The 18,296-nt window shown below is 71.4% G+C and carries 13 protein-coding genes and 1 pseudogene; 4 read left to right on the top strand and 10 right to left on the bottom strand.

Features of this window, described 5'->3' with window-relative positions; all coding sequences use genetic code 11:
- The first annotated feature begins 82 nt into the window (after window positions 1-82).
- Window positions 83-691 (top strand): hypothetical protein, encoded by a 609-nt coding sequence (locus HJC40_RS33605; protein ID WP_250007408.1) that lies wholly within the window; start codon window positions 83-85, stop codon window positions 689-691.
- Here the strand turns inward: HJC40_RS33605 and HJC40_RS33600 are convergent.
- From HJC40_RS33600 to HJC40_RS33590, 3 genes are read right to left on the bottom strand one after another with little or no spacing between them, the layout of a single operon-like run.
- Complete coding sequence (locus HJC40_RS33600; protein ID WP_250007406.1) at window positions 678-2,465, bottom strand: S9 family peptidase; 1,788 nt, start codon at window positions 2,463-2,465, stop codon at window positions 678-680. The two genes, HJC40_RS33605 and HJC40_RS33600, sit on opposite strands and share 14 nt — an antisense overlap.
- Before the next feature lie 20 nt (window positions 2,466-2,485).
- The gene (locus HJC40_RS33595; RefSeq protein WP_250007405.1) at window positions 2,486-4,258 is read right to left on the bottom strand and encodes an N-acetylglutaminylglutamine amidotransferase; all 1,773 of its coding nucleotides are present in this window, start codon (window positions 4,256-4,258) and stop codon (window positions 2,486-2,488) included.
- Window positions 4,259-4,316: 58 nt separating this feature from the next.
- Complete coding sequence (locus HJC40_RS33590; RefSeq protein ID WP_250007404.1) at window positions 4,317-6,893, bottom strand: carboxylate--amine ligase/circularly permuted type 2 ATP-grasp protein; 2,577 nt, start codon at window positions 6,891-6,893, stop codon at window positions 4,317-4,319.
- A gap of 182 nt (window positions 6,894-7,075) precedes the next feature.
- Here HJC40_RS33590 and HJC40_RS33585 point away from each other — a divergent pair, with 182 nt between their 5' ends.
- Together HJC40_RS33585 and HJC40_RS33580 are read left to right on the top strand one after the other, a co-directional pair.
- A complete protein-coding gene (locus HJC40_RS33585) occupies window positions 7,076-8,146 on the top strand; it encodes an NAD-dependent epimerase/dehydratase family protein (protein WP_250007403.1) in 1,071 nt (356 codons plus the stop codon).
- A 166-nt stretch (window positions 8,147-8,312) separates the two neighbouring features.
- Window positions 8,313-10,436, top strand: a complete 2,124-nt coding sequence (locus HJC40_RS33580) for a bifunctional SulP family inorganic anion transporter/carbonic anhydrase (protein ID WP_250007402.1) — start codon at window positions 8,313-8,315, stop codon at window positions 10,434-10,436.
- Between the two features lie 83 nt (window positions 10,437-10,519).
- Here the strand turns inward: HJC40_RS33580 and HJC40_RS33575 are convergent, their stop codons facing one another.
- From HJC40_RS33575 to HJC40_RS33565, 3 genes are read right to left on the bottom strand one after another with little or no spacing between them, the layout of a single operon-like run.
- Entirely contained in the window at window positions 10,520-11,155 is a 636-nt protein-coding gene (locus HJC40_RS33575; protein WP_250007400.1) for a maleylpyruvate isomerase family mycothiol-dependent enzyme, read from the bottom strand.
- A complete protein-coding gene (locus HJC40_RS33570) occupies window positions 11,152-11,607 on the bottom strand; it encodes a MarR family winged helix-turn-helix transcriptional regulator (protein WP_250007399.1) in 456 nt (151 codons plus the stop codon). Before HJC40_RS33570 ends, HJC40_RS33575 begins: the two co-directional genes overlap by 4 nt.
- A gap of 33 nt (window positions 11,608-11,640) precedes the next feature.
- Window positions 11,641-12,477 carry an SDR family oxidoreductase gene (locus tag HJC40_RS33565; RefSeq protein ID WP_284044078.1) on the bottom strand — a complete coding sequence of 279 codons (837 nt, stop codon included), beginning with the start codon at window positions 12,475-12,477 and terminating at the stop codon, window positions 11,641-11,643.
- Window positions 12,478-13,870: 1,393 nt separating this feature from the next.
- Here HJC40_RS33565 and HJC40_RS33560 point away from each other — a divergent pair.
- Window positions 13,871-14,500 (top strand): hypothetical protein, encoded by a 630-nt coding sequence (locus HJC40_RS33560; RefSeq protein WP_250007397.1) that lies wholly within the window; start codon window positions 13,871-13,873, stop codon window positions 14,498-14,500.
- Window positions 14,501-14,535: 35 nt separating this feature from the next.
- Here HJC40_RS33560 and HJC40_RS33555 read toward each other — a convergent pair whose 3' ends face one another.
- The 4 genes and pseudogenes from HJC40_RS33555 to HJC40_RS33540 form a co-directional block, all read right to left on the bottom strand.
- Window positions 14,536-15,180 (bottom strand): response regulator transcription factor, encoded by a 645-nt coding sequence (locus tag HJC40_RS33555; protein ID WP_250007395.1) that lies wholly within the window; start codon window positions 15,178-15,180, stop codon window positions 14,536-14,538.
- A complete protein-coding gene (locus tag HJC40_RS33550; RefSeq protein ID WP_250007394.1) occupies window positions 15,171-16,274 on the bottom strand; it encodes a sensor histidine kinase in 1,104 nt (367 codons plus the stop codon). Before HJC40_RS33550 ends, HJC40_RS33555 begins: the two co-directional genes overlap by 10 nt.
- 139 nt (window positions 16,275-16,413) lie before the next feature.
- A pseudogene (locus tag HJC40_RS33545) lies at window positions 16,414-17,028 on the bottom strand (DedA family protein); the annotation flags it as partial.
- A 219-nt stretch (window positions 17,029-17,247) separates the two neighbouring features.
- Window positions 17,248-18,159 carry an alpha/beta hydrolase family protein gene (locus tag HJC40_RS33540; RefSeq protein ID WP_374273345.1) on the bottom strand — a complete coding sequence of 304 codons (912 nt, stop codon included), beginning with the start codon at window positions 18,157-18,159 and terminating at the stop codon, window positions 17,248-17,250.
- Window positions 18,160-18,296 lie beyond the last annotated feature (137 nt).

The following is an 18,296-nucleotide window of genomic DNA, read 5'->3' as shown; positions in this document are numbered from 1 at the left end:
ACCGCCGCGGGAGGGGACCGCGTGGTGGCCGGCGCTCCCTTCATGGGTTCGCGATCCGAAGGGAATCCTGGCGGTCGTACTCGTGGCCTGCCTCGGCGCCGCGGCCCTGCGGTTGGTCGGAGGTGAGCCGACGTCCTCGTCGTCCGGGCCGGTCGGGGCCTTCGTGTCCGGCGGGCCCAGCGTGCCCGTCGCGGCGGCCGGGCCGCGCGCGAGCACCACGCCCGTCCGCGCGAACGACGACCTGAGCCGGGTGTGCGAGGGCTGGTACTACCCGGCCGCGCCGCGCTATGCGGGCCGGGCGCCGCACCCGATCAGCGTCGGCGTCCGCGACCAGCCGTCGGAGACGAGCCACCGGATCAAGGCGGCGGTCGAGGTGCCGTACACGGTCGAGGAGAAGGTCCGGTCGGCCTGGACGCCCGCGCCGGCGAAGGCGCAGCTGGTCGCCTGCGTGACGCTTATCCGGACCGGCGCCGCCGTGAAGAAGTGCCCGGGCGTCTCGGTCGTGCGGGCCGTCCACTCGCTCGCCGTCCACGAGGTCGCCACCGGCCGCAAACTGCTGGACAAGCAGCTCGACGGCGACGTGCTCCGGTGTCCCAACGCTGTTCCGCTGGGCACCGGCGGCACCGTCCCGGCGGCCGTCTCCGACCGCCGGCTCTACGCGCAGCTCAGCCGGCTGGTCATGAAGAAGTGATCAGCGGGCTCAGGTAGGTGGTCAGCCAGTCCACCGTCTCGCGCAGGTAGTCGGATCGCGACGAGCGGTTCAGCAGCTCGTGCCCCTCGCCGGGGAAGAGCAGGTAGCGGTGCGGGACGCCGCGCGCGGCCAGGGCGGCGACGACCTGCTCGGCCTCGATCACCGGGACGTTGCTGTCGTTCTCGCCGTGCACGATCATCAGCGGGGTCCGCAGGCGGTCGATGCGGGTGATCGGGGACAGGTCCTCGAGCAGGTCGCGGTCGGCCACCGGGTCGCCGTACTTGGAGACCGCGGCCGCCGCGATCCACGGCTCGGTGTGCTCGTAGAAGGTCGCGAAGTTGGACATGCCGCAGACGTCGATGCCCACCGCGAACAGGTCGGGGAACGTCGTCAGCGCGGCCAGCGTGAGGTACCCGCCGTACGAGCGGCCCATGATCCCCAGCGTGGAGGAGATGCCCGACCCGGTGAGGTAGGTGGCGCACGAGCGCACGTCCTCGATCGCCGCGTAGCGCAGCCCCAGGTTGTCGGCGTTGACGAAGCTGCGCCCGAAGCCCGAGGACCCGCGGACGTTGGGGGCGAACACGGCGATGCCGCGGTCGGTCAGCGACTGGAAGAGCGGCCCGTGCCCGGGTCGTTCCTGCGCCTCGGGGCCGCCGTGGAACCACAGCACCGTCGGGTGCGGCCCCGGGGTGGCCGGCCGGAACAGCCAGCCGGTCAGCGTCAGCCCGTCGTGCGCGGCGAACGTCTCGAGGGTGGGCCGTACCGCGTTCGGCGCCGCCGGGTCGGCCGAGATCGCCTGGACGCCGATCGCCGACGACACCCACACGCCGTGCGGCTGCCCCGGCCCCTCGGCCGTGAAGGCCAGCGTGGAGCCGTCGAAGGACCAGGCCGGACCGCTGACCACGAGCCCCGGCAGCGGGGTCACGGGTCGCCCGGCGCCCGAGTCGAGGTCGAGCAGGGTGAGCTCCGAGAGCCCGCCGCGCACGTTCCACAACACCGCTGCCGTACGCCCGTCGGCCGTGATCGTGAACGACTCGATCTCATCGGTCTCGGACGCGGCCAGCACCTCCACGCTGCCCTTGACCACCCGGATCAGCACCGGCAGCTCGCCCGACTCGCTGCGGGCGTACACCGTCGTGCCGTCCGGGCCGAAGACCGCCTGCTCGCCCGTGGTGACGAACTCGTCGACGCCGGTGAGCAGGTCGCGCACGACGATGTGGCGGTCGCCCCGCGGCCCGACCCGCAGCAGCGCGCGGTCGCGGCCGGGCGAGACGTCGAGCAGCGAGATCAGCTCCCCGCGGGCCACCACCGACCGCTCACCCGAGACCGGGTCGACGAGCAGGGCCGTGGTGAGGTTCTCGGTGAAGGCCAGCAGCGACCGGCCGGGCAGCCAGCGCATGTTGTCGGCCGTGCCGTCGCCGAAGCCCGCGACCTGGTGCAGCTCGGAGCCGTCCGGGCGCACCAGCCACAGCTCGTGGCGGGGCGCCCCGCCCGGCGCGACCAGGCAGGCCAGCCAGCCCCCGCCGGTCGACCACCGCACCTCGGCGACCGGCGCCTCACCCGTGTCGACCAGGAAGGTCAGGTCGCTGCCGACCGGCTGCACCCAGACCTGCGGGCGGCCGCTGCGGTCGGAGACGTACGCGGCGTGCCGGCCGTCCGGCGAGAGCGCCGGCGACCAGCTGCCCGACACTTCCGAGGGGAAGGATCCCGTCTCACGATTCGTCCAGCCCATCGGCAGCACGGTGACGTCGACACGGTTGAACTGACCGGTCATACGGGTCCTCCCTCGTTTGTCTAGATTCCCTTGTCCTGCAACCACATCTCCAGCAGGGCGAGCTGCCACAACTGGTTGGCGCCGAGCGTGGTGCGCGGCGTGTTCGGGTCGGCCAGCAGGGAGTCCACGTACTCCTGCCGGAACAGACCCCGTTCCCGGGCGGCCTGCGCCGAGAGCGCGTCGCGGACCTTGTCGAGCATCGCGCCTTCGAGGTGCCGGATGCCCGGAACCGGGAAGTATCCCTTGGTCCGGTCGATCACCTCGTCGGGCACGACCCCGCGGGCCGCGTCCTTGAGAACCCCCTTGCCGCCGTGCGCCAATTTCAGAGCGGGAGGGCAGGCCGCGGCCAGTTCCACCAACTCGTGATCGAGGAACGGTACGCGAGCTTCCAGGCCCCACGCCATAGTCATGTTGTCGACTCGTTTGACCGGGTCGTCGACGAGCATGACCTGGGAGTCGAGCCGCAGTGCCGCGTCCACCGCCGTCTCGGCGCCGGGCCGGCCGAAGCTCGCGGCGACGAAGGCCCGGCTGACGTCCTCGCCGATCAGCCACTCGGGGCTGAGCTGCTGCGCGAGGCGGCTGTGCGGGCGGTCGAAGAACTCCTTCGCGTACGCGTCGACGGCCTGGTCCAAGGGGACGTTCGCGAGTGGCGGATACCAGCTGTAGCCGGCCAGGATCTCGTCGGCGCCCTGGCCCGATTGTACGACTTTAACGTGCTTTGAAACGTCCTCACTCAAGAGGTTGAACGCGATGCAGTCATGCGAGACCATCGGCTCGCTCATCGCCGCGACGGTGCGGTCGACGGCCGGCAGGAAGCGGTCTTTCCCGATTCTGATCTGATGATGCACAGTGTCGAACTGCTTGGCCACGATGTCGGAGTACGCGAACTCGTCGCCGGTCTCGCCGCCGGCCGCCTCGAAGCCGATGCTGAACGTCGTGAGCCCACGCTGTCCCTGCTCGGCCAGCAGCGCCACGATGTAGCTGGAGTCGATGCCGCCGGACAGCAGCACGCCCACCGGCACGTCGGCGACCATGCGCCGCTCGACGGCCACCTTGAGCTTCTCGTGGATCAGCTCGGGCCACTCGGCGTCCGCGATGTCCGTCCGCCGGACGTGCGACGCCTCCCAGTAGACGCGCTCGGTCGACGTGCCGTCGGTCCGGATGATCCGGACGGTGGCCGGCGGGAGCTTCCGGACGCCGTTGACGATGGTGCGCGGCGCCGGCACGACCGAGTGGAACGTCATGTAGTGCTGCAGCGCGACCTTGTCGATCGACTTGTCGACGTCGCCGGCCGCGAGCAGCGCGGGCAGGGTCGACGCGAACCGCAGCCGGCCCCGGGTCTCGGCCAGGTAGAGCGGCTTGATGCCGAGGCGGTCGCGGGCGAGCACGACCGTCCCGCTGTCGTGCTCGACGATCGCGAACGCGAACATGCCGAGGAAGTGCTGCACGCAGTCGGCGCCCCAGCGGTGGTACGCCTTGATGATCACCTCGGTGTCCGAGGTGGAGAAGAACTTGTAGCCGTACCCCTGGAGCTCGTCCCGCAGCTGCTTGTAGTTGTAGATGCAGCCGTTGAAGACCAGCGAGAGGCCCAGCTCGTCGTCGATCATGGGCTGACCGCCGGCCTCGGACAGGTCGATGATCTTGAGTCGGCGGTGGCCGAGCACGACCGGTCCGCGCGCCCAGAGTCCCTCGCCGTCCGGTCCGCGCGATTCCAGGCACGGCAGCATCCGGTGGACCGCCTCGGCGTCCGCGAGGTGTCCGTCGTACCGCAGCTCGCCCGCGATTCCGCACATGATTAAAGAACCTCCCTGTCGTCGGTTTCGATCAGGTCACCACGCTGTAACGCGGCTGTCACCCCAGCAACCAGGTGTCCTTCGAACCGCCGCCGCGCGAAGAGTTGACGATCATCGAGCCGGCCGGCGCGACCCGGGTCAGCGCGGCCGGGGCGACCACCGACTCGGTGCCGGTGAAGACGAACGCCCGCAGATCGACGTGCCGGGGCGCGAGCTGGTGGCCGTCGAACACCGGGTGGGTCGACAGCTGGACGACCTCCTGGGCGACCCACCGGTGCGGCGCGGTGCGGATCTGCCGCCGTACGGCCGCGAGGTCCTCCGGGGTCGCGTGCGGGCCGATCACGATGCGGTCGCCGCCGTAGCCGTCGACCGGCTTGCAGACCAGCTGGTCCAGGCGGTCGAGCACCTCGGCCCGCTGCTCGGGGATGCCGCACAGATAGGTGGGCACGTCGGCCAGCAACGGCTTCTCGCCCAGGTAGTACTCGATCAGCTGGGGCACGTAGGCGTACACGGCCTTGTCGTCGCCGATGCCGTTGCCCAGCGCGTTGGCCAGCACCACGGTGTCGGCGTGCAGAGCCGTGATCAGGCTCGGGCCGAGCGGCATCCCGTCGGCGCCGGGGGAGTGGACCAGGCTGTCCTCGCCCATCCGCAGATAGATCACGTCGACCGGGTGACGCTTGCCGTCGCGCAGCCGGAACACCCGGCTGTCGTCGACGAACAGCTCGGTGCTGCGCACGACCGGGACGCCCATGTCCTCGGCCAGCATCCGGTGCTCGAACCAGGCCGAGTCGTCCGGCCCCTGGCTGAGCACCACGATCCTCGGGTCGTCGCCGGCGGCCGGGCGGGCCGACTCGAGCAGCGCCCGGCGCAGCATCTCGGGGGTGCGCTCGACCGAGATCAGGCCGTCCGGCTGGGGCAGCTCGGGCAGCACGGCCTCGGTGAGACGGCGGTTCTGCATGGCGTAGGCGATGCCGGAGGGCACCCGCAGGTTGTCCTCGAGCACACACCAGCGGCCGTCCGCGTCGCGCACCAGGTCGACGCCGGCCACCTGGGCCCGGACCCCCTCGTGGGTCACCAGGGCGCCGCTCGGCCGCAGCTCGGGCGACCCGTCGAGCACCCACTCGGGCACGATGCCGTCCCGGACGGCGTTCCGGTCGCCGTAGACGTCCTGGATGAACAGGTCGAGCGCGCGGACCCGCTGCACCAGCCCGACCCGCAGCGCCGCCCAGTCGGCCGCCGGCACGATCCGCGGCACCAGGTCGAAGGGGAACAGGCGGGTGGCGGCCTCGCCGGCCACGCTGAAGGTGATGCCCCGCGAGCGCTGCTCGTCGTCCCGGGCGTCCTCCCGGCGGCGCAGGCCCCCCGAGCCGAGCGCCGACAGGACCGTGACGATCCCCTCGTACGCCGGGTTGGTCTCACCGTCGGCGAAGGCCTCGTCGCCGGTCCCGACATAGGGGAACAGCCCGGCCGGGACGGTCTGGCCCTCGGGGCCGATGCCGGTCGCGCCGCCCCTCGTGTCGGCCACCATGAGGTCGACCACGTCGGAGATGCGGCCACGGCGGGCCAGGGCCCGGCGCTGGCGGGCGGCCGAACTGCCCCGGCTCAGCGCGTGCACCGACAGGTCGAAGACGTGTTCCCAGTCGCCCAGCTCCTCGAGCTGCGGGCGCAGGTCGCCGATCAGCCGCTCGACCGCGATGGCGGCCGGCACCGGCTGCGTCGAGCGCGGCAGGTCGAGCAGATCACCCTCGAGACCCGAGCGGGCGGCCCGCCACATCGCGGCGCGGTGCAGGGGCGGCCGGGTCGGGGTGAACGGCCGGCCCGCCCGGTAGTCCTGCTGGGCGCGCAGCACCAGGCCGCGGAACAGGCCGGCGATCAGCACGACCGTGTCGACGTCCGGGCTGGAGTCGGTGACCCGCAGCTCGACCGTGGGCACGTGGGCCGACGGGCGGACGTCGAAATAGACCATCTTGGGGTCGGTGATGGTGCCCGAGGCGATCAGGTCGGCGACCAGCTCGTCGAACTCGGCCGCGCTGTTGAGCAGGCCGGGGTCGCCCGCGGTCGGCCAGCGCAGCCAGACCAGCGATCGCACGCTGGCATAGCCGGAGTCCTCACCCATCCAGTACGGCGAGCTCGTGCTCAGCGACAGCAGGACCGGCAGGGAGGAGGCGACCCGCTGGGTCACCGCGACCGCTTCGTCCCGGTCGGGGACGCCGACGTGCACCTGGGCGCCGCAGATCAACTGCTCCCGGGCGAGCATCTGGTAGTCGTCCAGCATCCGCCGGTACCGCGAGGTGGGCGTCACCGGGAGTGACTCCAGGTCGACCAGCGGGACCGTGCCCGCGGCGACCAGGCCGAGCCCGAGCGACTCGGCGACCGTGATCGCCGTCCGGCGCCGCTCCACGATGGCGTCGCGCAGCCCGTCCAGGGTGGTGGCCACCGGGGTGTTCGTCTCGACCACCGACCGGTGCAGCTCGGCCGAGAAATGCGTCGGGTCGAGCTGGTCGAGCACCTCCTGCGCACGCGGCACGAGCTCCCTGGTGACCAGGTCGACGACGTGCAACTCCTCCTCGACACCGAGGTCGAGGCCGTGGCTCGCCGTAGCGCCGCCGGAAGCGACGCTCAGAGACTCCGTCATGGGACCGCCCCTCTCCTGGCCCAACACTGCCTTGTCGGAGCCTTGCCATCACATGTGCCGAATCTGTCACGTGCCCGTTTCCGTCCTGCGCCATGCATGACTGTGACGACACGGCAGGCGGTGGACTCCACGCTCGCACACACCCTGTAACGTCGGGCCGAACTCTCACCGGAGGTTGTTTGATGAGCAGTGTCGTCGTGGTGACCGGATCCGCCGGATTGATCGGCTCCGAGTCGGTGAGGCACTTCGCCGGGCTCGGCATGGACGTCGTCGGCATCGACAACGACATGCGCAGCTACTTCTTCGGCAAGGACGGCTCCACCAAGTGGAACCTGGACCGCCTGACCAAGGAGGTCGGCGACCGGTACACCCACCACGAGATCGACATCCGCGACCGGGCCGGGATCGCGGCGCTCTTCGCCAAGCTCGGCAGCAACGTCGGCCTGATCATCCACGCCGCGGCGCAGCCCTCGCACGACTGGGCCGCGAAGGAGCCGTTCACCGACTTCGACGTCAACGCGGTCGGCACGCTCAACATGCTCGAGGCCGCGCGGCAGCACAGCCCGTCGGCGCCGTTCATCTTCACCTCGACCAACAAGGTCTACGGCGACACCCCCAACCGGCTCCCGCTGATCGAGCACGAGACGCGGTACGAGCTGCCTGCAGATCACCAGTGGTACGCCGGCATCGACGAAGAGATGTCGATCGACCAGACCATGCACTCGGTCTTCGGCGCGTCCAAGGTCGCGGCCGACGTTCTGGTGCAGGAGTACGGCCGGTACTTCGACATGCCGACCGCGGTGTTCCGTGGGGGCACGCTGACCGGGCCGGGTCACTCCGCGGCCGAGCTGCACGGCTTCCTGGCGTACGTGATGCGGTGTGTCATGGAGCAGCGGCAGTACCACATTTACGGCTACAAGGGCAAAATGGTCCGCGACGCCATCCACTCGCACGACCTGGTCTCCGCGTTCGAGGCCTTCCACCGGGCGCCGCGCGTCGCCGAGGTCTACAACATGGGTGGCGGCCGCTTCTCCAACTGCAGCCACATCGAGGCGTTCAAGATCGCCGAGGAGATCACCGGCCTCGAGGCGCGCACCGACTATGTCGACCAGGCCCGCACCGGCGACCACCAGTGGTGGATCAGCAGTACGGCCCGCTTCGAGCAGCACTACCCGGAGTGGAAGCTCACCTACGACGTCCCGGCGATCCTCCGCGAGATGTACGAGGCCAACCAGGACGTCTGGAAGCCCTGACCCTCCGCTCGACCGGCCGGCTGACCTCCCGGCCGGCTCGCCGTCTCGCGCGTCGCTGCCTTGCGCGTCGCTGCCTTTGCGCGCGCTCGCTGGCAGTTGGCTGTGCCTTGCCTGAGGGCGGTCGTGCCGTAACGGTGAGTTAACGGCGAATCGGTACATTGCCGGAATGTCCGTCTTGAAGGCCCTCCGGCACGATGTCCCGGCGTCGATCGTCGTCTTCCTGATCGCCATCCCGCTCTCCCTGGGCATCGCCGCCGCCTCGGGCGCGCCGCTGCTCGCCGGGCTCATAGCGGCGGTGGTCGGCGGCGTGGTCGTGGGCCTGCTCGGTGGGGCGCCCCTGCAGGTCAGCGGTCCGGCGGCCGGGCTCACCGTGATCGTCGCCGGCACCATCGCGAGTTACGGCTTCGCCGCCACCGCGGCCATCGTGGCGCTGGCCGGCGGCGTCCAGATCCTGCTCGGGGTGGCCCGCCTCGGTCGCGCCGCCCTGGCGCTCTCGCCCGCCGTCGTCCACGGCATGCTCGCCGGCATCGGCCTGGTCATCGCGCTCAGCCAGGTCCACGTGCTGCTCGGCGGCGACGCCCAGAGCGAAGCCTGGAGGAACCTGCGCGACCTGCCCGCGCAGGTGATCGGCAACCACGGCGTGTCGATGCTGCTCGGCGTGCTCACCATCGCCGTCCTGCTGCTCTGGCCCCGCCTGGTCAAGACCTCGCTGCTGCCGGCCGCCCTCGCCGCGGTCGTCCTCACCACCGCCGTGGCCGCCGCGATCGGCGCCGACGTCAAACGCGTCGACCTTCCCGGCCGGCCGCTCGACGAGATGGTCTTCCCGCGCTGGCCGGACGCCGGGCTCGGCGAGATCGCCGTCGCGGTGCTCACCATCGCCCTGGTCGCCAGCGTCGAATCCCTGCTGTCGGCGGTCGCCGTCGACCGCCTGCACGACGGCCCCCGCGCCGACCTCAACCGTGAACTCGTCGCCCAGGGCGCCGGCAACGCCGCCTCCGGCCTGCTCGGCGGCCTGCCGATCACCGGCGTGATCGTGCGCAGCTCGACCAACGTGGCCGCGGGCGCGCGCACCCGGGCCTCGGCGATCCTGCACGGCCTGTGGATCGCGGTCTTCGTGCTGCTGTGCGCGCCGCTGCTCGAGACGATCCCGATGGCGGCGCTCGCGGCTGTGCTGGTCGTCGTCGGCCTGCGGCTGATCAGCCTGGCCCAGATCCGCACCTACATCCGCCACCGCGAACTGCCCACCTACCTGATCACCGCGGTCGGAGTGGTCGCGACCGACCTGCTGACCGGGGTCGCGCTCGGGCTCGGCACGGCGGTGCTGGTCATGCTCTGGCGGCTCGCCCGGTGCGAGACGCGGGTCGTCGCGGGCGGGCCGGGGGAGTGGACGGTCACGATCAGCGGCACGCTGGCCTTCGTGGGCTCCGGCCGGGTGGCTCGCGCGCTGGCCACGATCCCCGGCGGTGAGCGCGTCGCGATCGAGCTGCACCTCGACTACCTCGACCACGGCGCCTTCCAGGTGATCGACGACTGGCGGGAGACGTACGAGAAAGGCGGCGGGACCGTCACGGTGCGGGAAACCCACGACGGGTGGTTCTCGCGGGCGACGAGCGGGCGGCTCGGTGACGGCAAGACAGCGCCACCCCGGCGATTCGGCTCGTGGTCGCAGTGGCAGGACCGGGACCGCCAGCGCCGGGACGCGATGGGCGCCGGCATCCGCGAGTTCGAGCGCAGCGTCGCGCCGCTGGTCCGCCCGCACCTGGCCGGCCTGGCCCGCGACGGCCAGCAGCCCGAGCAGCTGTTCATCACGTGCGCCGACTCCCGCGTGGTGCCCAACCTGATCACGACGAGCGGCCCCGGCGACCTGTTCTGCCTCCGCAACGTGGGCAACATCGTCCCGCCCCACGACACCGGCGACGCCTCGGTCGGAGCGGCCATCGAGTTCGCCGTCGAGGTGCTGGGGGTCCGCACGATCACGGTCTGCGGCCACTCCGGCTGCGGCGCCGTCCGGGCGCTGATGACCGGCGGGTTCCGGGCCGACCGGGCGCTGGGCCGCTGGCTGACCCGCTCCGGCGTGGACTTCTCGGGCTGCGGGGACGAGGAGCACTGCGTCACCGCCAACGTCGCCCAGCAACTGGTCAACCTGCGGACGTACCCGGTCGTGCGCGAAGCCGAGGCGGCCGGCCGGCTGACGCTGAGCGGGCTGTATTTCGACCTGGCCGAGGCCCACATGTACACCGTCGACCCGGCCCGCGGCGTCCGCGAGCCTCTGCCGATCAACGCCGCCTGACGGGCCGCCCGGTCGTGCCTGGTCAGGCGCTCGGCGGTCGCTTCGCTGGGGCCGCGGGGTTCGCTCGGCTGTTCTTGACGGTTTCAGACGGTTGGCCGGATCTGCCGGGCCAGCCGCTCGACGCCCGGGCCGGTCAGGTCGGCGAGCGCGGCGCTGCGCCCGGTGACGGCCATGCCGAGCGCCTCGGCCGGGCCGGTCAGTGGGGCGCCGGCGCCGCCGCTCCAGCCGGTGTCGGTGGCGACCAGGTGGAGTCCGTCGAGCCGGCCGGGTGGCACCAGCGCCGGGGCCACGCCGGGCGACGTGAGGTAGTCGAGCAGGATCCGCCAATGCTCGACCGGCACGTCGGCGGCCAGCCCCAGCGGGCGGGCGATGTCGCGCAGATGGACGCACGTCTCGGCGAACGGTCCCATCGGCCCGACGCGGGGCGGATTCACCCGGTCGCCGGCGTGGGCTCGCAACAGGGCGATCAGGTCGGGCCGGGGACGCCGGGCCAGTCGGCGGGCGACATGGTCGACGGTGCGGTCGGTGTCCCCGCGGAAGCGGATCGACGTGAGCAGGAACCGGCCGAACCCGACCAGCATCGGCTGCACGAAGTGGGCGGCCACGTGCCGTACCGTCCACCCGTCACACAGCGTCGGCCGTTCCCACTGCTCGTCGTCGAGCGATTCCAGCAGGTCGGCGATCCTCAGGCGGTTCTCGCTGGTGAGCCGGTAGATCACTGGTCGCCCCCGGCCCGGCGCCGCACGTCCCGGCCGAGACTCCGCAGCACCTTGACGGCGGTGGCGATCTCGTCGGTCGTACACCCGGCGGCCATCCGGTCGAGGCGGCCGAGCTCGTCGTCCCGGATCCGCGCGAATCGCGCCGTGCCCGCGGCCGTCAGCCCGATGAGCACGGAGCGACGATGGGCCGGGTTGGCGCGAGCCTCGACGAGCCCGAGGTGAGCCAGGTCGTTGACGTGCCGCTGAATTCCCTGCCGGGCCAGGTCGAGCCGCTCCCCGATCGCCGGCACGGTGGCCGGCCCAAGCTCGGCGAGGACCTCCAGTACGGCCCGCATGCCCACCGTCAGCCCGTCGGCCGCCAGGTCCTTCTCGACCACCCGGACCGAGTTGAGCACCAGCGGCCGCACGGTGCGCAGAATCTCGTACAGCAGGGCCCCGCGTTCCGCCAACATGACAACAATGATGTCATATTCGGTGGGTGGAAGTCAGCCGGCAGCGCCCCGGCTCAGCAGCTCGGCAAGCGTGGTCGCGGGATGGCCGGTGAGCTCCGGGACGGCCGTGCTCACCGCGGCCAGCTCACCCTTCGCCATCGCCGTGTAGGTGCTCACCCACGCATCGAGCTGCCACTGGGGCGCGCCGTAGGAGGCCCTCGACGCGTACGCCTCGGAAAGCGACTCGGCCTGATAGCGGACCTCCCGCCCGGTGACCGAGCTGATCGTCGCGGCCACCTCGGCCAGGCTCAGCGCGACCGGCCCGGTCAGGTCATAGGTACGCCCGTCGTGCGCCGCCGGATCCCGCAGCACGGCCACCGCCGCGTCCACGATGTCGTCCTGAGCCACGACCGCCGCCCGCCCGTCCCCCGCCGGCCCGCGAATCACCCCGTCCGCCCCGACCATGGACGGCAGGAAGTCGGCGTACAGGTTGTCCCGCAGAAACGTGAAGCCCAGCCCGCTGCGCCGGATGTGCTCCTCGGTGGCCCAGTGATCGCGAGCCAGCGTGAAAGCGGCCTCCGGCGCCGCCCCCGCGAACGACGTGTAGACCAGCCGCCGCACCCCCGCCCGCGCCGCCGCATCCACGAAGCTCCGATGCTCGGCGACCCGATCGGGCGTCTCAGCCGCCGACACCATGAAGACCGTCTCGGCCCCCTCCAGCGCCCGCCACACCGCCTCCCCGTCCCGGTACTCCGCCACGGCCACCTCGGCCCCCGCGACGTCCGGCGCCCGAGCCCGGTCCCGCACCAGCAGCCGCTTCGGCCCGTCCAGCTTCCGAGCCACCCGTCCACCCAGGCGCCCACTGGCACCCGTGATCACGATCAAACCCATCCCCCTGTTGTACGCCGCCCAGGCCTCAACCGCTGCGGTCTCCCCATCCCGGCGATCCCGCCGCCCCGGCCGGCGAAGCGACCAGCGTCAGCCGCGCCGCTGGTTGAGTCGATCAACGTGAGGCGGGCCGGTTGGCTCAGCGACCGGCGTCAGCCGCGCCGGCTGGTTGAGTTGATCAGCGTGAGGCGGGCCGGTTGGCTCAGCGACCGGCGTCAGCCGCGCCGGCTGGTTGAGTTGATCAGCGTGAGGCGGGTCGGTTGGCTGAGGCGACCGGCGTCAGCCGCGCCGGCTGGCTGAGGCGACCGGCGTGAGGCGGACCGGCTGGCTGAGGCGACCAGCCAGCCAGCCAGCCAGCCAGCCAGCCGGCTGGCTGGCCCGGCCGACGAAGGCTATAGCCGGCTGACTGCGTCGTTGCGTGTCCCGCCGGAGCTCGACGCCGACCAGCTCCTCGGCTTCGCTGTGCGGTCAGTCGTAGGACTCGGCGCGTCCAGGCCAGACGTCAATACAACGGAAGCCCTGCGGCGGCGGGAGGTCCGGAGGCAGCCCGGTTCGAATGGACGCCCGCCGCGAACCTCTCACCAACAACTCACCGGGGTCGCGCCGATGGCGATCGCGGTTGGTGCGGTCATGACGCCCGGTGGAGCGCTGCAGATCCGATGAGGCTCTTAGCGTTGACGGTCGCCTTTCAGCGGTGCCCGGTATAGGGACCTTGCCCGGGCGATCTGGTCGACGGCAGCATCGTGGCCGGCGGCTATCCAGCCCAGGCGGCTTTAACCGTGCATGCTGCCTGGATTGCCTTCATTGCTCCACCAGGCGTCGCGCCGATACGCACTGGGTGGCAGGCCGCCGGACACCAACCGGTTGAGCTCGCCGAACGACACTGGCACTCGCGATGCTCCCGAGGCGCGCAGCCGATCACCAAGCGCCGTCCGGGCGACGGTGCTCTTGCCGCCGCCGCTGCCCCCGCCGATCCAGTAGACCACCGGGTTGTCGAACAGCAGCCCGGACCAGCCAAGTATCTGGTCATCTCTGCAACCTGTCGGAGTCCGCGGGCGGTGCAAGGCTTGCGGGACTGATTCACGGTCTGAGAAGCCGACAACTTAGGGCTTGCTCCCGGACAACCAGTCGTGGGGGCCGCTGTCTTCTTGGGTCGTGACGCGCTGGAGTTGACGCTCGGCCCGGCGAGACGTGCGCCCTGCTGCGTTCTGGGTGCCGCATTCGAACGGCGTTCGTTCGCCGATCTCCTGCTCGAAGGGTCTAAGGCGAGCCGTTTGTCAGGTGGCGCGGTGCCGGTTCCGGTTTGTTGTGACTGATCGGGGCCGGAATGGGGCTGTCGACCGCGACCGTGTGCGGTTCGGCCCGGGCCGGCCAACTGCGAAGCGAAAGGAGCAAGATGAGCGCGTTTCTCATGCGTGGGCGGGGTGCGAGGCGGGCGGCCGGCGCGGTGATGTCCGTGATCTGGGGCCTGGCTGCGTGGCCGGTGGCGGCGGGCGCGTCACCGGTGGTCGAGGGGCCTGCGGTTGTGGTACCCAAGACGACGATTCCCGGGAGCGGCACCTATGTCGTGAACAAGGATTTTCAGGCGGGGGTCTACCGGTCCGTCGGCAACAGCTCGTGTTACTGGCAGCGGGCGACCGATGCGACCGGGGCCACCAGCAGCATCATCGCCAACGACATCGGCGGCGGGCAGCGGCTGGTCTATGTGAAGCCCACCGACAAGGTGTTCAAGAGCAGCAGCTGCAAGGCGTGGACCAAGGTGACCGCCGCGGCGATGAGCGTCAAGTCGACCAGGACCGCCATCGCCGGCAACGGCGTCTACTTCGTCGGGTCGGACTTCGTCCCGGGCACCTATCGGTCGTCGGCCAACAAGGCGTACTGCTACTGGGAACGGTCCCGTTCGGCCGACGGCGCCTCCAGCAACATCATCGCCAACGAGATCGCCCAGGGACAGCTGGTCGTCACCATCACGCCCGGCGGTGTCTTCAAGAGCAGCGGCTGTACCACCTGGACGAAAATCGGGTAGCTCAGATGCTCGGGTAGCTCAGATGCCCAGGTAACTCAGATGCCCAAGTAGCGCAGGACGGCCAGGATGCGGCGGCTGTATCCGGCGGCGTCGGCCAGGCCGAGCTTGTCGAAGATGGCGTTGATGTGTTTCTCGACGGCGCTCTGCGAGACGTGGAGGCGATCGGCGATGGCGGCGTTCGTGTAGCCCTCGGCCATGTGGCGCAGGACGTCGCCCTCGCGGAGGGTGAGCCGGCTCAAGGGGTCGGTGTGGGCGGTGGCCGACATCAGTTGCCGGACGACTTCGGGGTCGAGCGCGGTGGACCCGGCGGCCACCCGGTCGAGGGCGTCGAGGAAGTCCTCGACCTGGGCCACCCGGTCCTTGAGGACGTAGCCGACCCCCTCCGACCGGTCGGCCAGCAACTGGGCGGCGTAGCGCTTCTCGACGTACTGCGACAGCACCAGCACGGCCAGGCCGGGCCACCGGCGGCGGATCTCGAGGGCCGCCCGCAGGCCGTCGTCGGTGTTGGTGGGAGGCATGCGCACATCGGTGACCACCACGTCCGGTCGGTGCTCGCCGACCGCGACGACCAGCTGATCGGCGTCGGCGACGGCCGCGACGACGTCGTGCCCCTCGTCGCCCAGCAGCCGCACCAGTCCTTCGCGCAGCAGGGTCGAGTCCTCGGCCAGGACTATGCGCACGGCAGGCTCACCCGGATCGTGGTGCCGGCGCCGCCCGGACTGTCGAGCGTGAAGCGGCCGTCGAGGGCAGCCACGCGGCGGGCCAGGCCCTGCAGCCCGCTGCCGCCCGGGTCGGCGCCGCCCTTGCCGTCGTCGCGGAGTCGCATGTCCACCTCGGAGGCGTTGCCGGTGATGTCGATGTGGATGACCGTAGCGCCGGAGTGCTTGGCCGCGTTGGTGATGCCCTCGCACGCGACGAAGTACAGCGCCGTCTCGATCGGCGGGGGCGGGCGGTCGGCCAGGCGGTAGTCGATGCGGACCGGCACGGCGGAACGCTGGGCGACCATGGTGAGGGCGTCGTCGAGGGTGCCGTCGTCGAGCGCCGAGGGGTAGACCCGCCAGGCGACCTCGCGCAACTCGGCGAGCGCGCGCGTCGCGTCGTCGTGCGCCTGGATGAGCAACTGGGAAGCCTGCTCGGGGTCGCGGCTGCGGCGGGCCCGGCCCAGCGTCATGCCGAGCGCGACGAGCCTTTGCTGCAGGCCGTCGTGCAGGTCGCGTTCGATGCGACGGCGTTCCGTGTCGATGGCCGCCATCACGCCGGCGCGGGTCGTGGTGAGCTCGGTGATGCGCTGCTCGAGTTCCTCGCGGCTGCCCGGCTCGAGCAGGCTGCGGGCGAGCCACCGATCGAGCTGCAGCACGCTGCCGATGGCCTGGACGTTCAGCGCCAGCAGCAGGCCCCCGATCAAGACCTGGACGCCGACCTCGAACGCGCTCATCCGCCCGGCGGCGAAGGCCCGGGTCACGATGCCGGCGAGCACCAGACCGACCACGAGCAACCCGGACGTGACCGCCCCGAGGAGCCCCGGGGCGAGTCGTGCGCCGAGGTAGGCCAGCACCCGCGGCCCGTCGATGGGCACCGGCGGGAGCGACAGCCGCCGCCGTTCCCACGCGACGAGGCGCCGGGCGCCCCGGAGCACGCCGTCCCGGGCCCGCGTCGGCCACACCAGCCCGGCGATGACCAGGAACAGGATCCCGGCGACCCCGCTCAGCGCCCCGAGAGCCACCACCGAGAGCGGTTGCCCGGCCCGGCCTATCAGCCGAAGCGCCCGGCTCATCGCGGAGCGGCCCGGCCGACCCGCGAGGAGCGGGTCGCGGCGGTGGGGGCGGGAGAGGTGCGGGTCCGGCAGGTGCCGGCAGCAGGTGGCGAGGGCGGCGCGTCCCGAGCAAGCATCGTGGTCACCGTACGCGGTGGCGGCGAGTCAGGCGGAGGGCGACGAACGTGGCGACGGCCGCGGCACAGACCACGATCACCAGTTTCTGGAAGGTGGACGCGTAGGCCTCGACCTCGTGCCAGTTGGCGCCGAGAAAGTAGCCGGCCAGGACGAAGACGGTGTTCCAGATGAGGCTGCCGACGGTGGTGCAGAGCAGGAAGACGGGCAGGGACATGCGCTCCACGCCGGCCGGGATGGAGATCAGGCTGCGGAAGATCGGGATCATGCGGCCCAGCAGCACGGTCTTGGGCCCGTGGCGATGGAACCAGGCCTCGGTGCGATCGATGTCGCTGAGTTTGATCAGCGGGAGGCGGGCGGCGATCGCGCGTAGCCGGTCGCGACCGAGCAGCACGCCCGCGTAATAGAGGGCGACGGCCCCGACGACCGAGCCGAGCGTGGTCCAGGCGATCGCCCCGATCAGGCTCATCCGGCCCTGCCCGGCCGCGAAGCCGGCCAGCGGCAGGATCACCTCGCTCGGGATGGGCGGGAACAGATTTTCCAGGGCCACTGCCAGACCGGCTCCGGGCCCGCCGAGGCGTTCCACCAGATCGGTGACGAAGCCTGTCAGCCCGCCGTCGGTCGCATAGGTCGAGGTCATGCAGAAGACGCTAGGGATCGGCGGCCGCCCGGAGAATGAAGCTGACCGCCGAATTCACCTGGGGAAAACCACACCTTCGACCCGGGAACGAGGCGTCAAGCCGCGCGGGCGGGGGCAGGCGAGGGCGTCAAGCCGCCCGACCCAGGCAAGGGTGGGGGCAGACGAGCGCGTCAAGCCGCCCCCGGCTCGGGCCGGGGGCGGCCAGCTGCACTGCGAAAGTCAGGAGGAGTGCGGGCAGGTGTCGCGGTACTCGGAGATCGTGGTGCTGACCCGCGGGGCGGGGCAGAGGAACTGGTCGTACCGGACGTCGTTGTCGACGAAGCGCTTCAGCCACGAGATGCTGTACTGCGCGATCGTCGTGTTGCTGCTGTTGGGCGCGAAGTGCGAAGCGTTGTTCAGCTCCAGGTACGCCTTGTCCAGCGACGACGGCATGTTGTTGTAGAACGGGATCGCGTGCGACGAGACCGACGCGACCGAGTCGTTCTCGGCCCCGATCACCAGGGTCGGGGTCTGGATCTCGGGCCAGCTCTTGTCGGTGTTCCACGGGGTCAGCGGGACGGCCGCCTGCAGGCTGGGACGGCTCTTGGCCGCCTCCAGCGTGCCGCCGCCGCCCATCGAGTGACCGACGACCGCCAGGCGGGTGGCGTCGATGCGGGTGCGGATCGTGCTGCGCTGGGTCAGGTAGTCCAGCGCGGCCAGCAGCTGGCGGCCCCGGCTGGCCGGCTGGTCCGAGCGGGTCAGTGTGTCGATGTTGAAGACGACGAAGCCCTGGGACGCGAGCCGCGGCGCCAGCCAGGCCATGCTCGACTTGGAAGCCGTGTAGCCGGGCGCGATCGCCACCGCGCCGAAGGTGCCGGCGCTGGTGCTGGTCGGGTAATAGATGTCGCCGCCGCCGAAGCCGCTGGCGGTGAGCGACGAGACGCTCGTCTGCGAGACCGCGAACGACCCGCGGGTGGCCTGGATGCTGGAGAGGGTGGGCGCGGGTCCGCGCTCGAAGGGGTTCGTCGCCGCCTGGGCCGAGGGCACCAGGGTGATTCCGCCGACGGCCATCGTCACCGCGGCGGCCGCGCCGACCAGGTTGCGCGCGCGGAGCAGGCGGCGGGGGCGCCGGTCGGTCTGCGTGTGGGGCATGGGTTCTCCTCGTCAGCCCGCGCGGATGGCGGGATCGGATGGTGGCGAACCGATCCTGGACGCCGGTCAATCCGTATTACAAGACGAGGGGGAAATTGTGAGACGGCGGTCGCAGGAAAGCTCTTAGATGTCCTTCG

The sequence above is a fragment of the Actinoplanes sp. M2I2 genome, assembly GCF_023544445.1.
Lineage (GTDB): Bacteria > Actinomycetota > Actinomycetes > Mycobacteriales > Micromonosporaceae > Actinoplanes.
Note: the sequence above shows the minus strand (reverse complement) of the source record. Positions and strands in the feature narration are given on the sequence as shown.